18 protein-coding genes, 1 pseudogene and 1 riboswitch are annotated in these 17,835 nt (G+C 33.3%); of the genes and pseudogenes, 14 read left to right on the forward strand and 5 right to left on the reverse strand.

All coding sequences use genetic code 11. From position 1 onward, the window contains the following. The first annotated feature begins 96 nt into the window (after positions 1 to 96). The 4 genes from ACTHPI_RS07685 to ACTHPI_RS07700 all read left to right on the forward strand — a co-directional run bounded on the left by ACTHPI_RS07685 (position 97) and on the right by ACTHPI_RS07700 (position 2,831). On the forward strand, positions 97 to 1,251 hold the full coding sequence (locus tag ACTHPI_RS07685; protein ID WP_445353582.1) for an oxidoreductase: 1,155 nt from the start codon (positions 97 to 99) through the stop codon (positions 1,249 to 1,251). A 120-nt stretch (positions 1,252 to 1,371) separates the two neighbouring features. Beyond that, on the forward strand, positions 1,372 to 1,731 hold the full coding sequence (locus tag ACTHPI_RS07690) for a hypothetical protein (RefSeq protein ID WP_445353583.1): 360 nt from the start codon (positions 1,372 to 1,374) through the stop codon (positions 1,729 to 1,731). A gap of 6 nt (positions 1,732 to 1,737) precedes the next feature. After that, on the forward strand, positions 1,738 to 2,082 hold the full coding sequence (locus ACTHPI_RS07695) for a hypothetical protein (protein ID WP_144354747.1): 345 nt from the start codon (positions 1,738 to 1,740) through the stop codon (positions 2,080 to 2,082). A gap of 170 nt (positions 2,083 to 2,252) precedes the next feature. After that, positions 2,253 to 2,831: a VanZ family protein gene (locus ACTHPI_RS07700; protein WP_445353584.1), complete on the forward strand. Its 579-nt coding sequence runs from the start codon at positions 2,253 to 2,255 to the stop codon at positions 2,829 to 2,831. Between the two features lie 60 nt (positions 2,832 to 2,891). Here the strand turns inward: ACTHPI_RS07700 and ACTHPI_RS07705 are convergent, their stop codons facing one another. Further along, positions 2,892 to 4,310 (reverse strand): C69 family dipeptidase, encoded by a 1,419-nt coding sequence (locus ACTHPI_RS07705; protein WP_445353585.1) that lies wholly within the window; start codon positions 4,308 to 4,310, stop codon positions 2,892 to 2,894. A gap of 42 nt (positions 4,311 to 4,352) precedes the next feature. Then, the gene (locus ACTHPI_RS07710; protein ID WP_445353586.1) at positions 4,353 to 5,186 is read right to left on the reverse strand and encodes an AraC family transcriptional regulator; all 834 of its coding nucleotides are present in this window, start codon (positions 5,184 to 5,186) and stop codon (positions 4,353 to 4,355) included. A gap of 232 nt (positions 5,187 to 5,418) precedes the next feature. Between ACTHPI_RS07710 and ACTHPI_RS07715 the strand changes: the two genes are divergently transcribed. Both ACTHPI_RS07715 and ACTHPI_RS07720 read left to right on the forward strand, forming a co-directional pair. After that, the gene (locus tag ACTHPI_RS07715; protein WP_445353587.1) at positions 5,419 to 7,377 is read left to right on the forward strand and encodes a glycoside-pentoside-hexuronide (GPH):cation symporter; all 1,959 of its coding nucleotides are present in this window, start codon (positions 5,419 to 5,421) and stop codon (positions 7,375 to 7,377) included. An 11-nt stretch (positions 7,378 to 7,388) separates the two neighbouring features. Next, positions 7,389 to 9,587 (forward strand): alpha-galactosidase, encoded by a 2,199-nt coding sequence (locus tag ACTHPI_RS07720; protein ID WP_445353588.1) that lies wholly within the window; start codon positions 7,389 to 7,391, stop codon positions 9,585 to 9,587. 107 nt (positions 9,588 to 9,694) lie between these two features. Here ACTHPI_RS07720 and ACTHPI_RS07725 read toward each other — a convergent pair whose 3' ends face one another. Both ACTHPI_RS07725 and ACTHPI_RS07730 read right to left on the reverse strand, forming a co-directional pair. After that, complete coding sequence (locus tag ACTHPI_RS07725; RefSeq protein WP_445353589.1) at positions 9,695 to 10,984, reverse strand: nucleobase:cation symporter-2 family protein; 1,290 nt, start codon at positions 10,982 to 10,984, stop codon at positions 9,695 to 9,697. A 1-nt stretch (position 10,985) separates the two neighbouring features. Then, entirely contained in the window at positions 10,986 to 11,564 is a 579-nt protein-coding gene (locus tag ACTHPI_RS07730) for a xanthine phosphoribosyltransferase (protein WP_445353590.1), read from the reverse strand. Between the two features lie 68 nt (positions 11,565 to 11,632). Further along, positions 11,633 to 11,730: riboswitch (purine riboswitch) on the reverse strand. A gap of 142 nt (positions 11,731 to 11,872) precedes the next feature. On the opposite strand from ACTHPI_RS07730, the gene guaA reads away from it, so the two are divergent. The 8 genes and pseudogenes from guaA (at position 11,873) to ACTHPI_RS07770 (ending at position 17,141) form a co-directional block, all read left to right on the forward strand. Beyond that, positions 11,873 to 13,426: a glutamine-hydrolyzing GMP synthase gene (guaA, locus tag ACTHPI_RS07735; protein ID WP_445353591.1), complete on the forward strand. Its 1,554-nt coding sequence runs from the start codon at positions 11,873 to 11,875 to the stop codon at positions 13,424 to 13,426. A 157-nt stretch (positions 13,427 to 13,583) separates the two neighbouring features. Beyond that, positions 13,584 to 14,927 (forward strand): hypothetical protein, encoded by a 1,344-nt coding sequence (locus ACTHPI_RS07740; RefSeq protein WP_445353592.1) that lies wholly within the window; start codon positions 13,584 to 13,586, stop codon positions 14,925 to 14,927. A 128-nt stretch (positions 14,928 to 15,055) separates the two neighbouring features. Then, positions 15,056 to 15,181, forward strand: a pseudogene (locus ACTHPI_RS07745) (type IIL restriction-modification enzyme MmeI); the annotation flags it as partial. Between the two features lie 133 nt (positions 15,182 to 15,314). Then, complete coding sequence (locus ACTHPI_RS07750; RefSeq protein ID WP_144354753.1) at positions 15,315 to 15,569, forward strand: type II toxin-antitoxin system Phd/YefM family antitoxin; 255 nt, start codon at positions 15,315 to 15,317, stop codon at positions 15,567 to 15,569. Then, on the forward strand, positions 15,569 to 15,829 hold the full coding sequence (locus ACTHPI_RS07755; RefSeq protein ID WP_445353593.1) for a Txe/YoeB family addiction module toxin: 261 nt from the start codon (positions 15,569 to 15,571) through the stop codon (positions 15,827 to 15,829). The genes ACTHPI_RS07750 and ACTHPI_RS07755 overlap by 1 nt, the downstream gene beginning before the upstream one ends. 101 nt (positions 15,830 to 15,930) lie before the next feature. Then, positions 15,931 to 16,422 carry a DUF805 domain-containing protein gene (locus tag ACTHPI_RS07760; RefSeq protein ID WP_445353594.1) on the forward strand — a complete coding sequence of 164 codons (492 nt, stop codon included), beginning with the start codon at positions 15,931 to 15,933 and terminating at the stop codon, positions 16,420 to 16,422. Between the two features lie 105 nt (positions 16,423 to 16,527). Further along, positions 16,528 to 16,833, forward strand: coding sequence for a type II toxin-antitoxin system RelB/DinJ family antitoxin (locus ACTHPI_RS07765; protein WP_445353595.1), 306 nt, complete (start codon positions 16,528 to 16,530; stop codon positions 16,831 to 16,833). Continuing rightward, a complete protein-coding gene (locus ACTHPI_RS07770; protein WP_445353596.1) occupies positions 16,833 to 17,141 on the forward strand; it encodes a type II toxin-antitoxin system RelE/ParE family toxin in 309 nt (102 codons plus the stop codon). Before ACTHPI_RS07765 ends, ACTHPI_RS07770 begins: the two co-directional genes overlap by 1 nt. 65 nt (positions 17,142 to 17,206) lie before the next feature. On the opposite strand, the gene ACTHPI_RS07775 is transcribed toward ACTHPI_RS07770, so the two are convergent. Beyond that, positions 17,207 to 17,719 carry a hypothetical protein gene (locus ACTHPI_RS07775; RefSeq protein ID WP_144356002.1) on the reverse strand — a complete coding sequence of 171 codons (513 nt, stop codon included), beginning with the start codon at positions 17,717 to 17,719 and terminating at the stop codon, positions 17,207 to 17,209. Positions 17,720 to 17,835 lie beyond the last annotated feature (116 nt).

The following is a 17,835-nucleotide window of genomic DNA, read 5'->3' on the forward strand; positions in this document are numbered from 1 at the left end:
GAATTAAAAATCAAATCATGTACTTACTTTAAATAAGCTAATAGCTGTGCTATAATGAATTCGACTTATAAAAAGTAAGCTAGTATAGGAGGAATTATGAAACACTTATCAGATGAAGTTACTTTTAAGCATGGTGCAACAATAAGTAATAGAATAGTGCAACCACCGATGTTAACCAGTAGTGGTAATAAAGGGATGGTTAGCGAAGATACTTTGGAATATTGGCAAGCCAGAAATAACTCAGCAGGATTAATGATTGTTGAATATAACTATGTTAGTCCTGCAGGTGGACCTGCAAGTACTTGGGCAGATAACCGCACACAACTTGCTATTTATGATGATAAGTTTTTACCAGGTTTATCCAAATTAGCTCAAACTATGAAGAAAAATGGTAATAAAGCACTTATCCAAATAGCGCATACTGGTCGTGAAGCTAATTACCGTGCGCATTTAGGCTTACCTGTATATGCGCCAACAAGTGCTAATTACTCATTTTTACCATATGGTGTGCAGGCATTTACTGAAGAAGAGGTTGAACAAGTAGTAAAGGACTTCGGAACAGCTGCTAAGCGTGCAATAGATGCTGGATTTGATGGAATTGAGATTCATGGAGCAAATCATTATCTGTTGCAACAATTTTTCTCTCGTTTTTCTAATAAAAGAAAGGATAAATGGGGTGAGTATTCAGCTTTTCCATTAGCTGTAGCTAAAGAAGTTGCAAATGTTGTTAAGAAGTATGCTCCTAAAGATTTCATTTTGGGTTATAGAATTAGTCCAGAAGAAATAAATCCTGATAATGTAGGCTATACTTGGCATGAATCTACTGAATTGATTAATAAGTTAACTAATCAAGTTGATTTTGACTACATTCATTTATCACTTCCAAAATATAATGCAAAGCCAAATGATTCAGATAAAACTTTCGCGGAACTTTTTAAACCTGTAATTGGGAAAGACACGAAGTTGATCATAGTTGGAGATGTAATGAGTCAAGAAGCAGCAGAAGATGCTCTTGATTATACAGATTTAGTTGCAGCAGGACGCGCTCAAATAATTGATGCTAATTTTGCTCGTAAGATTATTAATGGTCATGGCGATCAATTAATTACTGAAATGACAGATGAAGAAGAAAAAAGTCAAAAATTAACTCCGGGTTTGCGTGAAGTATTCAATAAAGAAACTAAACGACCAGAGTTTGTAAAAATGAGTAGAAAACTAGATTATAGTAAAGCAATTAAGATAGATGATTAATATTTAAGAAAGTCCTTTTGAAAGGACTTTTTTTAATTCGTTTTTTTGGAAAGAAATTTTAGAGTGAATTAAAATGAAGCTAAGAGTAAGTTATTATTAATAGAATCGAAGTGATTCACTATGACAAGAATGACATTAAGAATCTTAGAGGTAATAGAAGCTATAATTTTTATGTTTACGCTTATTTTTGAACCGCAAACTTATATTGGGGCTGGAATTGATGCAATTGGCTATATTGTGGTGATTATTTTAGGAATTTTCATTATTTGGCAAGCAGTTGAATTAAATAAACGCGGTGTACCAAGAACGCGTGCAGATATTATTACTTCTGCATGTATTGATGTTGCCTTTCTAGTATTTTTGATAATTTGGCAACCTTCAACATACTACTTAAAGTCAGTTGATGCGATTTTGATTATTGCTTTTATTATTTTAGGAATTGTATTAGCTCACCGTGCAGTTAAAATGAAAAGGAAGTAATTATAAATGGAAAAGAAATATAAAACTGGTGAGATAATTCTTGCTATCATTAGTGGAATTTTTGCTATTTATGTGGTTTGTTTTGAGCCTAAGTCGAATATTTATAGTGGTGTAACCTTGTTATTCATGCTGGCAACCTTATTATTATGTATGTTTGAATACAAGGAAGATAATTTTCGTAAGAAATTTGCAGTTACATTCTTGATTGCTTGCATGTTGTATTTCTTCGGTGATTATTTCAAACTTCCAGCGATGGGATATGGAGTGAAGGCTATTAAGGCTTTAGCCTGCATTATTGCTTTAGGATTATTTTTGTGGTTGATTCTTTATAAAGAAAAAGATAATAACTAAAAATTATGTAAAAGAGATTTCCTAAAATTGGGAAATCTCTTTTTATATGCTTTAAAATTAATCAAGCAACTTATTAATAAAAAATAGTGGACTTTTTTAAAAAATTTATATTAATATTACAAAGGTGATTTTTTGATTTATTAATTTAAAGATATAAAGGATAAAGTTCTATGGTATTAATCGATGGAAAATGGCATGTTGCACCAATTCAACTAAATGGATTAATTTTAGTTCCAATTATGGTTGTATTATTTTTGATTCCAGTAATTAAGCAGATTATACGAAAACAAATGAATTGGAAGAAAAATATTGTTTGGGGATTATTTTTAATCTATATTTGGTTTTTACTAACTCTTACAATATTTCCAATACCTATTTTTGATAAGACATCAGAAGTTTATAAAATAGGTTTTGGCAAACAGATTTTTATTAATTGGAAATTAAGTGTTTTAGAAACTTATATGTCATTACAATTGGTTGGAAATATTACACTGTTTGCACCGTTGTCATTTTTTGCTGCAATTTATAATTCTAAATTTGCTAAATGGTATATCAACATTTTTATAGTATTTTTAGGCTCATTAACCATTGAAACTTTACAATTAATAATGAGTTATTTCTATCTTGGAAATAGAATTTTTGATGTAAATGATTTATTGTTAAATACCCTTGGAGGATTATTGGGTTTAGTATTCTTTAAGTTGCTAAATGTCTTTTTTAGAAAAGAGATAATAAAAGTACAGATTTAAGAGATAACTAAAAAAGAGATTTCCCAATTTCAGGAAATCTCTTTTTACTATGCTTCAAAATTAATCAAGCAAGTCGTATTTTAATTTCATCAAGCCATGACCTTCGTCGACTATTTGACCAAGTAATTCAACAGTATTGTTGTAAGTTACATCCGCCATCTTTTGGTTAGCTTCAGTTAAAATTTCTTCTAAGTCTTTGCCAGTTAAGTCTTTAGCTTTCTTGTCAGTTTCGTGTTGAATCTTATGACATTGAGCTAGGGTCTTTTGTTCAAAGTCAGCTTCAAGTTCACCATATACACGGAAGTTAGTGTCACCCAGTTGTGCAGCTAACTTATTAAGCCAGAAGATCTTGTTCAAGTCAAACTTTGGACCAGTTTGGAAGCTTTCTGGAGTATCAAGGATATTGGTGTAGAATGGTACAAAACTATTGAAAGTATTAGGACCAAATGCAAGCCATTGCACACCAGCTAAGCCAGCAGGAACATCATTTCTGATTTGCAATACATGAGTTTCAAAGTTTCTATTAATACCAATTGGACGGAAGGTCTTCTTTTGTGCTTCTGTTCCTTGATCACCATATGCATCATAAGGTGTGTCTTGGTAGTGAGAACTTTCAATAAACTTAATATCTTCAATAGAAATCTTGCGGTTAGCATGAGTAATGAATGGTTGATCTTGATCACCAGGTTCGCCATCAAAGTCTGGGTCAAAGTAGCGGTGAACAAACCATGCACGAGGATTATTATAGTGAGCATCTTTGATAGTTGAAGAGCCAAAGATATGACGCATATTATAGCCTTCAAGGTCAGGATTTAAGTGATATTCTTCAATTAAGTCCTTAAGATCACTACTTGCCATAAAGTCAGGGTCATCAAACTTAAATTCATCAATATTCAAGCGATTAGGTGCAATTACGTATGCGTCATCAGGAATACGACGAGCAATCCAGTGGTGACCACCGATTGTTTCAAGATACCAGATAGTATCTTTATCTGAAAAAGCCATGCCGTTCATTTCATAGGTGCCGTATTTTTCAAGAAGATAACCTACACGCTTAACACCCTCAATAGCTGAATGGATGTAAGGGAGAGTTAAAGTTACAAAATCTTCTTCACCAAGACCTCCTTTAGTTACCAGTGGGTCCACTCCTTGAATACGAGAGTTAGTGGTGATAGTTTCAGTAGCTGTCATTGCAACATTATCACTATTGATACCAGCAGCTGCCCAGATTCCATTTTCACCAGATGCATCAGGTGCGCTAGTATAGCGCATTGGATTTGGAAGTAAGTCTTCATCATCAATTTTTTGATGACTAATTACTGTTTCATAATGCTTAGGCTGCTTATCTGGAGTAATTAGTTCAAACTTTTCAGGAATAATAGTTCTGCCGCCGTCTTCACTGCGAGCGATCATAGTTGAACCGTCGATTGTAGCTTTTTTACCAACTAAAATAGTAGTACATTGAGAAAATTGCTTCATTAAAAAAATCCTTTCTAATTTTCTATCTATATTAATGATACCTTAATTTTGGTTATTTTTCTTAAAAATCTTCGGACTAAATCCACTGTAACGCTTAAATGCCTTAGAAAAAGTAAATTCATCAGTATAGCCAACTGCGGCAGAGATTTCTTTAATTGTATTGTCACTATTGATTAGGTATTGTTTTGCTTCTTCCATCCGCAATTTGATTAAAAATTGCTGAGGAGATAAGTTCATACTTTTCTTAAAGAGATTATAAAGATAGCTTCTAGATAAATTAAGTTTGTGACTTACTCCAATAATCGTGCAATTTGAATTGCGAAAATTATCTTCTAAGTATGTAATAGCTAGTTTTAGCTTTTTATTTGTTTGATTAGTTCTGGATAAGTTTTTAGCTGGGAATTCACGTATTAAATGATAAAACATTTGATAGATTAGAGATTCAATATTTATGTCGTTTGCTAAAGAGCTTGGTTCATGAATTGCATCATATAAAGCAAAAAGGCTAGACTGAGATTTGCTGCCATCAATATTTCTCAAATAATATTTGGTGGAAAGACAGGTAGCTGAAAGCATTGTGGCGATTTTAGTTCCTGATAATCCAATCCAAAAGTAACTCCAAGGTTCATGTCCATCAGCTTGATAAAAGCATGGGACGCCTTTTGGCAAAATAAAAATATCTCCAGCTTTAAGTTCTACAACATGATGATTAGCTGAAGCAAAAGAACCTTTGCCTTTTTGAATGTAATGAATTACATAATTCTTTCTTACATTGTTCCCCTTAAAAAAGTAGTTTGGAGGACAATCATCTTGTCCAAAAAATAAAATATTACTTTCAATAGATTTATCCGAGAGCGTTTTATATTCTCCATCCATTTATTTTCCCTCCCATTTTTACATTATATGAATGTCAATATGTTTATTATAACTTTTATTAACCGCTTACATAACCCCGTTATATAAATTTTAAATGTCAAAATGCTGATAGTTGATATTGACATTATTATTAATAATTGTGCTATGGGCATGTAAAGAAAAAACATTGATAATATAATATGTTAAATGAAAACGGATACAAAATAATTTATAAATAAAGAAGGGGAAAATTATGAATCAAGATGAAGGGAAAATGTCATTAGGTGCCCGACTAGCTTATAGTTTTGGTGCATTTGGTAATGACGCTTTCTATGCATTACTATCAGGATACTTGATCATGTTTATTACTTCTCACTTGTTCAATACAGGTAACAAGGCAGAAGATGCAAAGATGATTAGTATAGTTACTATTATTATTATGCTTTTGAGAATTGTAGAATTGTTTATCGATCCATTTATCGGTAACGCAATTGACAGAACTAAGACTCGTTGGGGCCATTTCAGACCTTGGGTTGTAGTTGGTGGTAGTATCTCAGCAGTTATTTTGCTTTTGCTTTTTACTACTTTAGGTGGTCTTTATCAAAAGAGTGCTGTTGGATACATGGTTTTATTTGCAGTTCTTTATATTACGATGGATATCTTTTATTCATTTAAAGACGTTGGTTTTTGGTCAATGCTTCCATCATTAACTACTGATTCTCGTGAACGTGAAAAAACAGCCACTTATGCTCGTGTTGGTTCGACTGTTGGTGCTGGACTTGTTGGTATCTTAGTAATGCCTGCAGTAATCTTTTTCTCAGTTAAAGCAACTAGTACAGGAGATGACCGAGGTTGGTTCACCTTTGCATTCATTATTTGTGCAATTGCATTTATTTCTGCTTGGGGTGTGGGTCTTTTCACTCGCGAAGTTAATAGTGATATTCGTAAAAACAAACAAGATACTAAAGGGATTGTTGCTATTTTTAAAGCACTTGCTGGTAATGACCAATTAATGTGGGTAGCTTTAGCATATTTATTCTATGGAATTGGTATTAATATTACTAACTCACTTGAAGTTTATTACTTTACATATATTATGGGAATGCCAAAGGCTTTCTCAATCTTCTCTACTATTAATATTTTCTTGGGAATTTTAGCAACCTCACTTTTCCCAATTTTATCTAAAAAGTTCAGCCGTAAGGTAATGTTTACTGGTTGTTTAACGGTGATGCTTGTTGGAATGGGAATCTTTGCTGTTGCTGGTAGCAATCTTCCACTTGTTTTAATTGCTGCTTCTGTCTTTGGCTTCCCACAACAGATGGTTTTCTTAATTGTTTTGATGATTATTACTGACTCTGTTGAATATGGCCAATTAAAACTTGGTCACCGTGATGAATCACTTGCTTTATCAGTTCGTCCATTAATTGATAAGTTCGGTGGTGCAGTTTCAAATGGTGTTGTTGGTCAAATTGCTATTATGGCAGGAATGACAACTGGTGCGACTGCTTCATCAATTACTGCAAGTGGTAGAGCTAACTTTAAGATTATGATGTTTGCAGTTCCTGCAGTCATGATTGTAATTGCGATGGTGATTTTTGCAAGCAAGGTTATCTTAAGTGAACAAAAACACGCTGAAATTGTTGCAGAACTTGAAAAAACTTGGGGCAAAAAGTTTAACAAAGACGCTTCAGAAGGTGCTAATGGTCAAATTGAAGTTCCAACTCCAATTGCGGGTAAGTTAATTAACTTATCAGAAGTTAAAGATGATACTTTCTCAAGTGGAAGTGTTGGACAAGGATTTGCAGTTAAACCAAGTGATGGTAAGGTCTTGGCTCCATTTGATGCGACTGTTCGACAGGTCTTCACAACTAGACATGCAGTAGGACTTGTTGGAGATAATGGAATCGTTCTTCTTATTCATATCGGATTAGGAACAGTTAAATTGAAGGGTACTGGATTTGTATCGTATGTTGAAGAAGGTCAAAGAGTTAAAAAGGGACAAGAATTAATTGAATTCTGGGATCCAACTATTAAAAAAGCAGGTCTTGATGATACAGTAATTGTTGTAGTAACTAACTCTAAGAATTTTGATAAGATTGAAATGACAGTACAAGCTGGTACAGAAGTTAAAGCAGAAGAAAATGTATTGGAACTTGAAACAGTAAATAATGAAGAAACTGCTCCAAGTAATACAGAAGTTCAACCTGGATAAAGGATAAAAATATGCGAGATTTAATTACTTTTGATGAAGAAAACAAGGTATTTCACTTACATAATAAAGACATTTCTTACTTAATGAGTATAGAAGATGGTAAAACACTTAGTCATTTATATTTTGGAAAACGTGTAAATGGCTATCATAATCAGCTTCGTTATCCAAGAGTAGATCGTGGATTTTCTGGAAACTTACCCGGAAGTTTGGATAGAACTTTTTCACGTGATAGTTTACCCAAGGAATATAGTACAAGTGGTGAGATGGACTACCGCACTCCAAGTGCAATCGTGAGAAATCCTGATGGTTCAAATGCTTTATTTTTAAAGTATCAAGATTATTCAATTGCTAATGGAAAGCCAGACTTAAAGAACTTACCTCATTCATGGGTTAAAGATGATAATGAAGCTCAAACTTTGACTATTAAGTTAGTAGATGAAGTAAGCAAGTTAGAATTTGATTTACTTTATACTATTTATCGTGATTATCCAATTATTGCTCGTTCAGTTTTAGTTAAAAATAATGGTGATGATAGTATTTATTTAGAAAAAGCCTCCTCAATGCAAGTTGACTTTGTAGATAGAGATTTTGAAACTATTACTTTGCCAGGAGCTCACGCAAATGAACGTCATATGCAGCGCCAACGCATTAATCAAGGGGTGCACGTTTATGGATCACGTCGCGGAGCATCAAGTCACCAGATGAATCCATTTATTGCATTAGTTGATAAGGATACTGATGAGTTCCAAGGGGATGCTTATGGCTTTGCCTTTGTATATTCTGGCAATCATGCTATAGAAGTAGAAAAGGACCAATTTAACCAAACTCGCTTGAATATTGGAATTAATGACTATAACTTCAATTGGAAGCTTGAAAAGGGTGCCGAATTTCAAACTCCAGAAGTTATAATGACTTATTCAAGTAAAGGTCTTAATAAAATGAGCCAAAACTTCCATAAGTTGATTCATGATCGCATAATTCGTTCTAAGTATAAAGATCAAGTTCGTCCAATTTTGGTAAATAACTGGGAAGCAACTTACTTTGATTTTAATGAAGAAAAATTAAAGCCAATCGTAGATGATGCTAAAAAATTAGGTATCGAAATGTTTGTCTTAGATGATGGTTGGTTTGGTCATCGTGATGATGATAATTCTTCGCTTGGTGATTGGAAAGTTTTCAAAAAGAAGTTTCCAAATGGCTTAGGTCATTTTGCTGACTATGTTCACAAACAGGGGCTTAAATTTGGGCTTTGGTTTGAACCAGAAATGATTTCATACGATTCAGACCTTTACAAAAATCATCCAGATTATTTAATGCATGTTCCAGGTAGAAAACCAAGCCCCTCAAGAAATCAATACATATTGGACCTTGGCAGAAAAGAAGTCCGAGATAATATTTATGATCAAATGGTTAAAATCTTGGATTCTGTTGATATTGATTACATTAAATGGGATATGAACCGTCATATTTCAGATGTATTTGAACACGACCTGCCAAGCGAGCGTCAAGGCGAAAGCTATCACCGCTATATATTAGGTGTTTATGACTTGATGAACCGTTTTACTATTAACTATCCAAATATCCTAATTGAAGGTTGCTCTGGTGGTGGTGGTCGCTTTGATGCAGGAATGGCTTACTATACTCCTCAAATTTGGGCTAGTGATAATTCTGATGCTATTGCTCGTTTAACTATTCAATATGGAACCAGCTTAGTTTACCCACAATCTATGATGACCTCGCACGTGTCTGTCTCCCCTAATGAACAAAATGGTCGTATAACGCCATTTGATACGCGTGGTGCTGTAGCAATGTGGGGGGACTTGGGCTATGAACTTGACTTGACTAAGATGAGTGAAGAGGATAGTCAAAAGGTAAAAGAGCAAGTAAAAGATTATAAAGCAATTAGACAAGTAACTCAATATGGTGATTTATATCGCTTAAAGAATCCAAAATATGGCAATCAAGCTGCATGGATGGTTGTCTCCCCTAATCAAGATGAAGCTGTTGTTACTTGGGTTCAAATATTGTCTTATGCACAAAATTATTTAACTAAGACTAAGCTTGCTGGCCTTGATCCTAAGAAACACTACAAGGATTTAGCAACTGGTGAAATTTATGGAGGCGATGAATTAATGGAGATGGGAATTTATGATCCTGTTATCCATAAAGATTTTGCTTCTAAAATGTATCACTTTAAAGCTGTTGATTAGTTTGCCAATATAAAAAATCTCGATTCAAGATGTAGAATCGAGATTTTTTAGTAATTAGGGTTTTTGAATGTGTAACAATTGAGGTTAATATAGGAGAGTTTTTTGGCTTATTCAAGGACCACCTCACTTTGTTTTGCATGGAATAATACATTTAATAGCGTAGCACTTATACTGGCGACTACGATGCCATTGCCTAGGAACAATTGAAGTGTTTCAGGCAAGGTTTGGAAAATTTGAGGATAAACTGTAACTCCAAGACCTAAGCCAATAGAAATTGCAACGATAAGCATGTTACGATTGTCTTCAAAGTTAACTTGCTTAAGCATTTTAATACCTTGAATAGCAATCATGGTAAACATCACAAGCATGGCTCCACCTAAAACAGAGTCAGGGATAATAGTTACAAGTGCTCCAATTTTTGGTAGTAATCCCATAGTCATAAGCAGTCCTGCTGCCCAAAAGATAGGACGTTTAGTTTTAATGCCGGATAATTGAAGTAGTCCTACATTTTGTGAGAATGTAGTGTAAGGAAAAGTGTTAAATAAGCCACCAAATATCTGAGCAATTCCTTCAGCTCGATAACCTTTTTTTAGGTCTTCTTCAGTAATGTCTTTGTTTAAAAGATCACCAATTGCAAAAAATACTCCAGTTGATTCAACCATTGAAACTAATGCAATGATAATCATTGTTAAACTAGATGACCATTCAAATTCTGGAACTCCAAAATAAAATAGCTGTGGCAAGTGAAACCATGAAGCCTGCATTACTGGAGTTAAAGAAACCATTCCTAAGCTACTGGCAATTAATGTTCCAATAATTAAACCAATCAACACGGCAATTGACTTAATAAAGCCTTTGCCCCAAACTTCAATGGCTAAAATAATAATAATGGTTAAAAATCCAGTAATAAGATTTTTGCTATCGCCAAAACTTTTAGCGGCGGCATTTCCACCACCAATGTTTTGAAAAGCAACGGGAATAAGAGTTAATCCAATAACTGTAATTAATGTTCCAGTTACGACTGGAGGGAAGAGTTTTTTAATTTTTGAAAACCAGCCAGCAACACAAAATACAAAAATTCCGGCGACAATAATTGCACCATACATTGTATTAATTGAAAATTTTTGTCCAATCATCTCAAGTGGAGCTACAGCTTGAATTGCACATCCTAAAACTACTGGGAGACCAATTCCAAAGTAGCGATTGCGGAATAACTGTAAAAGTGTTGCAAGTCCACACATAAAAATATCAATTGAAACTAGATAAGTCATGTGAGTCGAATTGAACTTAAGTGCACTACCGATTAAAAGCGGAACTGCAATTGCTCCAGAATACATTGCAAGCAAGTGCTGCAAGCCTAATACAAATGCTTTTTTATGGCTGACTTCTTTATTCATTTTAGTCTTCTCCTAAAAAGTGAACTTGACCATCTTTAAAACTATCAATGTTAGCAAGTGCTTCAAAATGTAAACCTTGTTCCTTGATCCAGTCACTGCCACCTTGGAAAGTTTTAGCTACAACTGCCCCGACTCCAGCGATTTCACAGCCTGCTTGTTTAGCGATGTTAACCATACCTTTGACAGCTTCACCATGGGCTACAAAGTCATCAATGATTAAAAGAGTATCATCTTTTGATAAAAACTTTTCTTCAACACAAATCTTGTTATTGACCTTTTTAGTATAAGAAAAAACATCAGCCCAATACACTGCATCATTTAGAGTTGATGGCTTTTTCTTTCTTGCGAAAACCATCGGTACATTCATTTGGTAAGCGGCCATCACAGCTGGCGCAATACCGCTAGCTTCACAAGTTAAGACTTTCGTAACTCCCATGTCCTTAAAAAGACGAGCAAATTCTTCACCAACAGCCATCATAAGTTGTGGGTCAACTTGATGATTTAAAAATGAGTTGATTTTAAGAACATTGCCATCTAAAACTTGTCCATCATTCTTAATTCTATCTTCTAATAATTTCACAATATCCCTCTTTAAAAGCTAAAAAATAAGGACCTTCTACCACGACTAATGGGTAAAAGATCCTTAGTTAAAAGTCAATTTTTACCTGTAGTCTAGAATTTATGGTTCTAGGTAGAAACTGCCGACCTTATTTCGACGTTATACAGAATTTATTTTTGTTGGTTTTGATTGTAACAGAATATTTTAGCGAACACAAGTAGCCCAATAAAAAAATATTGTTCGATTTTTTTGTGAGTTTTTGGTTGACCTTTTTTAATTTTCCGAGTAAAGTTTATATCAAAATAATTCAAGATGAAGGAGCAAATACAGTGGCAAAGACAAATCTAAACGAATTTGATAAGATTATTGTTTTAGACTTTGGTAGTCAATATAACCAACTTATTACTAGACGACTTCGCGACTTTGGAATTTATTCCGAACTTTTACCACATGACTTAAGCTTAGAAAAAATCAAGCAAATGAAGCCTAAGGGAATCATTTTTTCTGGTGGACCAAATAGTGTATACGATGATGGTGCACTTAAGGTTGATCCAGCGATTTTTGAACTTGGTATTCCAATTTTAGGAATTTGTTACGGAATGCAACTTATGAGTTATGACCTTGGCGGAAAAGTTGAAAAAGCTGAAAATTCTGAATATGGTCGTGCTGATATTGAAGTTGTGGATCCAGAAAGTCGCTTATTTAAGGGCTTGCCAGAAAAAGAATATGTTTGGATGAGTCACGGAGATTTAGTAACTAAGGCTCCTGAAGGTTTTAAGGTAGTTGCAAAAAGCAAGAACTGCCCAATTTCAGCAATTGAAAATGATGAAAAGAAATTCTATGGTATACAATTCCATGCAGAAGTTCGTAATTCTGAATATGGTTTGGATATTTTAAAGAATTTTGCTTTTAATATTTGTGGTGCTGAAGCTAACTGGACAATGGAAGACTTTATTGAAATGCAAGTTAAAGAAATCCGTGAAAAAGTTGGTGACAAGAAGGTCATCTTGGGTCTTTCTGGCGGTGTTGACTCAAGTGTTACTGCAACGCTTCTTCATAAGGCAATTGGCGACCAATTAACCGCAATTTTTGTTGATCATGGTATGCTTCGTAAAGACGAAGGCGACCAAGTAATGCAAGCACTTAACAAAGATTTAGGTGTGAACATTATTAGAGTTAACGCCCAAGACCGCTTTTTAGGTAAGCTTAAGGGCGTTATTGATCCTGAACAAAAGCGTAAGATTATCGGTAAGGAATTTATCGAGGTCTTTAACGAAGAAGCGCAAAAGTTGGGCGATATTGACTTCTTAGCTCAAGGTACTTTATATACTGATGTGATTGAATCGGGTACTAATACTGCTCAAACTATCAAGTCTCACCACAATGTTGGTGGTCTTCCTGAAGACATGAACTTTGAACTTATTGAACCACTTAGAAAGCTCTTCAAGGATGAAGTTCGCGAACTTGGTGAAAAACTTGGTATTCCTCATGACTTGGTATGGCGTCAACCATTCCCAGGACCAGGTCTTGGAATTCGTGTAATTGGTGAAGTTACCGAAGATAAGCTTAAGATTGTACGCGAGTCTGATGCAATTTTACGTGAGGAAATTAAAAAGGCAGGTCTTGACCAAGATATTTGGCAATACTTCACTGTTCTCCCTGGCATCCGTTCAGTTGGAGTAATGGGTGATGGTAGAACTTACGACTATACTATTGGTATTCGTGCTGTTACTTCAATTGATGGGATGACTGCTGATTTTGCACAGATTCCATGGGATGTATTAAGTAAAATCTCAACTAGAATCGTAGATGAATGTGGTCATATCAACCGCGTAGTTTATGATGTAACTAGTAAGCCACCTTCAACTATTGAATGGGAATAAGATGACAATATTAAGTTATGAGGGAATCCTAATTTAACAGCATTTATTAGGAACAGAATTCTAGAAAAAAGGTAGAAATTAATAAGGTTGTCTGCCAAAATAATAGAAGCTCTTAGTGTAATAGCTAGGAGCTTTTTAAGTCTTAAAGGAGTTAAGGATGGATAAAAATAAGAATTTACCTAATTTATCAAAGCAAATTAGTAAAGTAATTGGTAAGTTAAAAAGAGACAGTAAAAAAATACAAGATATGGATATGAATGGATCGTATGAGCCTAGAAAAGATCCTAGTTTATATGAACAGAGATGGGATGCATTAGCACATAAGCCATTGTATATTACGAAAAGTTGGCATAGATCTTTTGTTAGATTATTAGAAATGGTTCAGAAAGTGTTTGATGCAGAAAATGTTGAATATGATATTAACCAAATTGAAGATAAGCTTGATAAATTCATTGCGAATATTGTCCTTGAAAATAAGATATACAATTTAGAGATGATTAATGAATTTGTTGAGCAGCTTAAAGAAGCTGATAAAATAATTTACTTTTTTAGATTAATAGATTTTGATTATGAGCAAAAGATAAATTTGGGTTCTAATATTGTCATTATTAGTGGTAAAGAGATATTAGATGATATTCCTGAATTTTTAAATCAAAAAGCAGAAGAATCACCAAAAATTAAAAATATTATTCAGAAGGATGATATTCTATTAGGAGTATCTGTTAATGCAACAGGAAGAAGTGATAAAGGATATTATCACGCATTAGATGTTGCGACGAGGGTAAATAATCTTATTAATTTTTTGAATGGATTTAACCACAAACCTAGTCAAGTTTTAGAATTAAATAAACATGTTGTTGAAGAAGATGGATTTTATCAATTTATGTATAAGTCTGAGCATTTCGCCACTAAACAAACTCCTGGTACTTTAAAAGGTGGTTGGAGTTCATCATCTGCTATTAATCCAGATCAGAGAAGTAATGCAGATATGAATTTTGATAAGCGATGGTTGAAACTGATACCTGCTATTATTAATGAAGCCAGTGACTTATCACCGTTGCAGAAGCAATGTGCAAGAGCAATTGATTGGATTGGAGATGGAATCGTTAATTCAAATCAAACTAAACAATTTTTGCAAATTATGATTTCACTTGAAACTATGATTGAACAAGATCCTGATAGACTAGAATCTAAACTGAAAAAAGATAATTTATGGAAAGATAATTTACCAGTCTCTATTGAGAAGCAATTTGTGTCAATTGTTAATTTGCTATGTTATAAGGGAGTGGAAGAAAAGCAACTAAAGGAAAATGATAAAGCAATAAAATCAGCGTATGATTTGAGATCCAGAATATCTCATGATGGTGAAATATTGACAGAGGACGCTACCCATTTGCTTGATGTCTGGTATGGATTAGCATATACAATTATTAGCAGGATTATGTTCTCTAGTGATTGGGATAATGTCTATGATTTATGGAAAGCTGCAAATATACAGTAATTAAAGATTAGACTTTGATTTGAAAATTGAAGGCTGTTTCTTTGTAAAAAAATAAAAACAATCATTGAGTTATGCTGATATATCCATGATCATAAAGTATTGAACGATTGGAGGAATAATAAAGGGCTATTATTGAAATTGAAGATAAAATATCTGACATAATAAATAACGATAATAGGGATGAATTTATTTATGACTTCTTAAGCGTTTATGACATCCCTAAGGCATTAAGAAAAGGTATCAATAATTTTTCTGATAAGGAACGTATCTTATTATAAGGGAATAATGATAAAAACTCTCAAGTTTCAAGCTTGGGAGTTTTTTGGTGTTGAAAAAATAAAAATATGATACACTTGATGTACATGATAACGTACAGGAGTGATTAATATGGATCAAATTGTAACACCTACTGAAGCGAGAAGAAATTTTTTTAAAATCATTAAATCATTGAATAAGGATAAAAAACCTGTAGTAATTAAGCCAACTAAATCTAATGAAAAAGGCGCAGTAATGATTGGTCAAGATGATTGGGATGCGATTCAAGAGACACTTTTTCTTGTAAACCATGGAGTTGATAAACAGATTCGTGAGAGAAAGAATGACGAAGATTTAAATTTTGATGAAGTGTGGAATGAATTGTAATGTACCAAATCAAATTAAAAAAGGGTGCTAAAAAAGATCTTAAAAAAATAAAGGGCTCATATTTAGAAGGTAGTTTTTTAGAAGTTATTGAGCAACTAAAAAATAATCCTTTTGAGTCTAGTCAAGGATTTGAAAAATTAATTCCACCAATCAAAGGATACTATTCACGTAGAATAAATATTCAGCATCGTGTTGTTTATAAAGTTAATGAAAAAGAAAAAATAGTAACGATATATTCAGCGTGGAGTCACTATGAGTAATAAAACTCTCAAGTTTCAAGCTTGAGAGTTTTTTGGTGTTGAAAAATATATTGGGAAGACTAAACTAAGGATAGTATTAAGATTTAGAAGAAGGTTAAACAATGGAAAACAAACCTTATTATGAACAAGAATACCATGAACCAAAGTCAGATGTTCCAGAACCAACTTTTTGGCAAGTAGTGGGCTTATTGTTCACTGCACCGTTTAAGTGGAGTGCAAGAAGTACGAGAAAAGGATTTTGGTTAGCATACTTAGATACAATTATCATTACTGTGATTTTAGCGGGATGCTCAGGATTATCCTTTGCTTCTGATAGCACAATTGAATATTCAGAGAACACTTGGCAAGTTTTTCTTGAATCAACTGCAACGACAAAATTTGTACAAGTTATTATTGCACTTTTAATGATTTGGGTTCTTTTAGGCTTGCTTGGCTTCACTGTAAGAAGATTGCATGATAGTAATCACACAGGTTGGTGGTATTGGATTATCTGTGTACCATTTGGCTGGCTTGTATTGTTATACTTCTTGGTTTTGCCAACTTTAGAAGAACCTGTTCGCTGGGGTGGATATTTGTTTACGGAAAATGAATAATTAATAAAATAGCTCAAGAGTTTCTATTTTGAAACTTTTGAGCTACTTTATTATTCTAATATACCATCAATATGCTATAATTTGATTGCAAAGGAGCTGATATTTATGGCGATGAGTACTACTACTTTAAGGCTAGACAGTGAGTTAAAAGGAAGAATTGAAAAGAAATTAAAAGATACAGGATTATCTTTAAATGCATATTTCACTTTAGCAGCTAGACAATTGGATATCCAAGGAAAAATTCCTTTTGAAATAAAAACACCATCAGAAAAACCAACTCAAGAAACTTTAGATGCAATTTTATTAGCTCAAGCTAAGGATGAAGAAATTATTCCAGATGACACACCAAGTTTCACTAATTCTAAAAAAATGATTGAATATATTAAAAAACGTGCAAAGGAATTAGAGTAATGTATAAAGTTTTCCCTGAAGATACTTTCATTAGAGATGCTGATCGTTGGAGTAAGGTAATTCCAGAATTATGGAATGAGATAGATGCAGTTGTAGCAGTAATGATGGAAACGGGTAATGTTCCAGAAGAATATAATCCGCATTTATTAGATAATTCGAATTTAAATTATGCAGGATATTTAGAATTCCATTTATTAGATGGGAAAGTTGACTTATTAGTAATTTATACAAAAAATTCTAAAAAATACACTTTTCGATTAGTAAGATTGGGTTCACATCAAGAATTATTTCACAGGGAACTAAAATAAAGTAAGAGAGTTAATAAACAAAAACAGCTCAAGCTTCTATTTTTGAAAGCTCGAGCTGTTTTTCATTATTTAGATAACTTATGAACCTTGTGGGCAATTACCATTTCTTTATTTCTATCAGTATAGATAGCATCCCTTAAAGAATTAAATGGCTTCTTCCATAAAGAATTATTCTTAGTAAATAAAAAGCCCGCATGTTTATGATTGATGTGATGTAAATAGCGCTTGGCATTTTTTACTTGAGTATGATGAGCAATAGGAATCTTTGGCTTAAAACCTGTAATTTGATGTTGGCTATTATAAATTGGAGTTACTTCATGGTGCCATTTATCAATATGATGGGTATTGTGACCGCCAATTTCTTTACTTGCTTTGATCACATCTTGTTTGGTATCTAAATTATTACACTTTTTAAGCTTAGAGTGCTTATCGTAATAATAATTACCAAAACCGTCTTGGCGATAGAGTTGTAAGTTTTTCAATGAATGATCTTTTTTATTCACTGTCACTTTAAGAACATCGCCGTTCTTGTGATTCATAAGATACATGTTATGGTCAATTACATAATTTTCTTTCATCATAAAACTTCCACCTCTCTCTATTTCTATAAACAATTATTATAATAGCTTAGAGTGATAAAGTATAGTAATTTAACTTATTTTTAATAGAATTATTTTGATTATGTTGTTAACAA

The sequence above is a fragment of the Lactobacillus sp. PSON genome (genome assembly GCF_052615405.1).

What these genes read in the sequence shown, in the direction of transcription:
- ACTHPI_RS07685 (WP_445353582.1), top strand. Translation starts at nt 97, where the DNA reads ATGAAACACTTATCAGATGAAGTTACTTTTAAGCATGGTGCAACAATA.
- ACTHPI_RS07690 (WP_445353583.1), top strand. Translation starts at nt 1,372, where the DNA reads ATGACAAGAATGACATTAAGAATCTTAGAGGTAATAGAAGCTATAATT.
- ACTHPI_RS07695 (WP_144354747.1), top strand. Translation starts at nt 1,738, where the DNA reads ATGGAAAAGAAATATAAAACTGGTGAGATAATTCTTGCTATCATTAGT.
- ACTHPI_RS07700 (WP_445353584.1), top strand. Translation starts at nt 2,253, where the DNA reads ATGGTATTAATCGATGGAAAATGGCATGTTGCACCAATTCAACTAAAT.
- ACTHPI_RS07705 (WP_445353585.1), bottom strand. Translation starts at nt 4,310, where the DNA reads ATGAAGCAATTTTCTCAATGTACTACTATTTTAGTTGGTAAAAAAGCT.
- ACTHPI_RS07710 (WP_445353586.1), bottom strand. Translation starts at nt 5,186, where the DNA reads ATGGATGGAGAATATAAAACGCTCTCGGATAAATCTATTGAAAGTAAT.
- ACTHPI_RS07715 (WP_445353587.1), top strand. Translation starts at nt 5,419, where the DNA reads ATGAATCAAGATGAAGGGAAAATGTCATTAGGTGCCCGACTAGCTTAT.
- ACTHPI_RS07720 (WP_445353588.1), top strand. Translation starts at nt 7,389, where the DNA reads ATGCGAGATTTAATTACTTTTGATGAAGAAAACAAGGTATTTCACTTA.
- ACTHPI_RS07725 (WP_445353589.1), bottom strand. Translation starts at nt 10,984, where the DNA reads ATGAATAAAGAAGTCAGCCATAAAAAAGCATTTGTATTAGGCTTGCAG.
- ACTHPI_RS07740 (WP_445353592.1), top strand. Translation starts at nt 13,584, where the DNA reads ATGGATAAAAATAAGAATTTACCTAATTTATCAAAGCAAATTAGTAAA.
- ACTHPI_RS07750 (WP_144354753.1), top strand. Translation starts at nt 15,315, where the DNA reads ATGGATCAAATTGTAACACCTACTGAAGCGAGAAGAAATTTTTTTAAA.
- ACTHPI_RS07755 (WP_445353593.1), top strand. Translation starts at nt 15,569, where the DNA reads ATGTACCAAATCAAATTAAAAAAGGGTGCTAAAAAAGATCTTAAAAAA.
- ACTHPI_RS07760 (WP_445353594.1), top strand. Translation starts at nt 15,931, where the DNA reads ATGGAAAACAAACCTTATTATGAACAAGAATACCATGAACCAAAGTCA.
- ACTHPI_RS07765 (WP_445353595.1), top strand. Translation starts at nt 16,528, where the DNA reads ATGGCGATGAGTACTACTACTTTAAGGCTAGACAGTGAGTTAAAAGGA.
- ACTHPI_RS07770 (WP_445353596.1), top strand. Translation starts at nt 16,833, where the DNA reads ATGTATAAAGTTTTCCCTGAAGATACTTTCATTAGAGATGCTGATCGT.
- ACTHPI_RS07775 (WP_144356002.1), bottom strand. Translation starts at nt 17,719, where the DNA reads ATGAAAGAAAATTATGTAATTGACCATAACATGTATCTTATGAATCAC.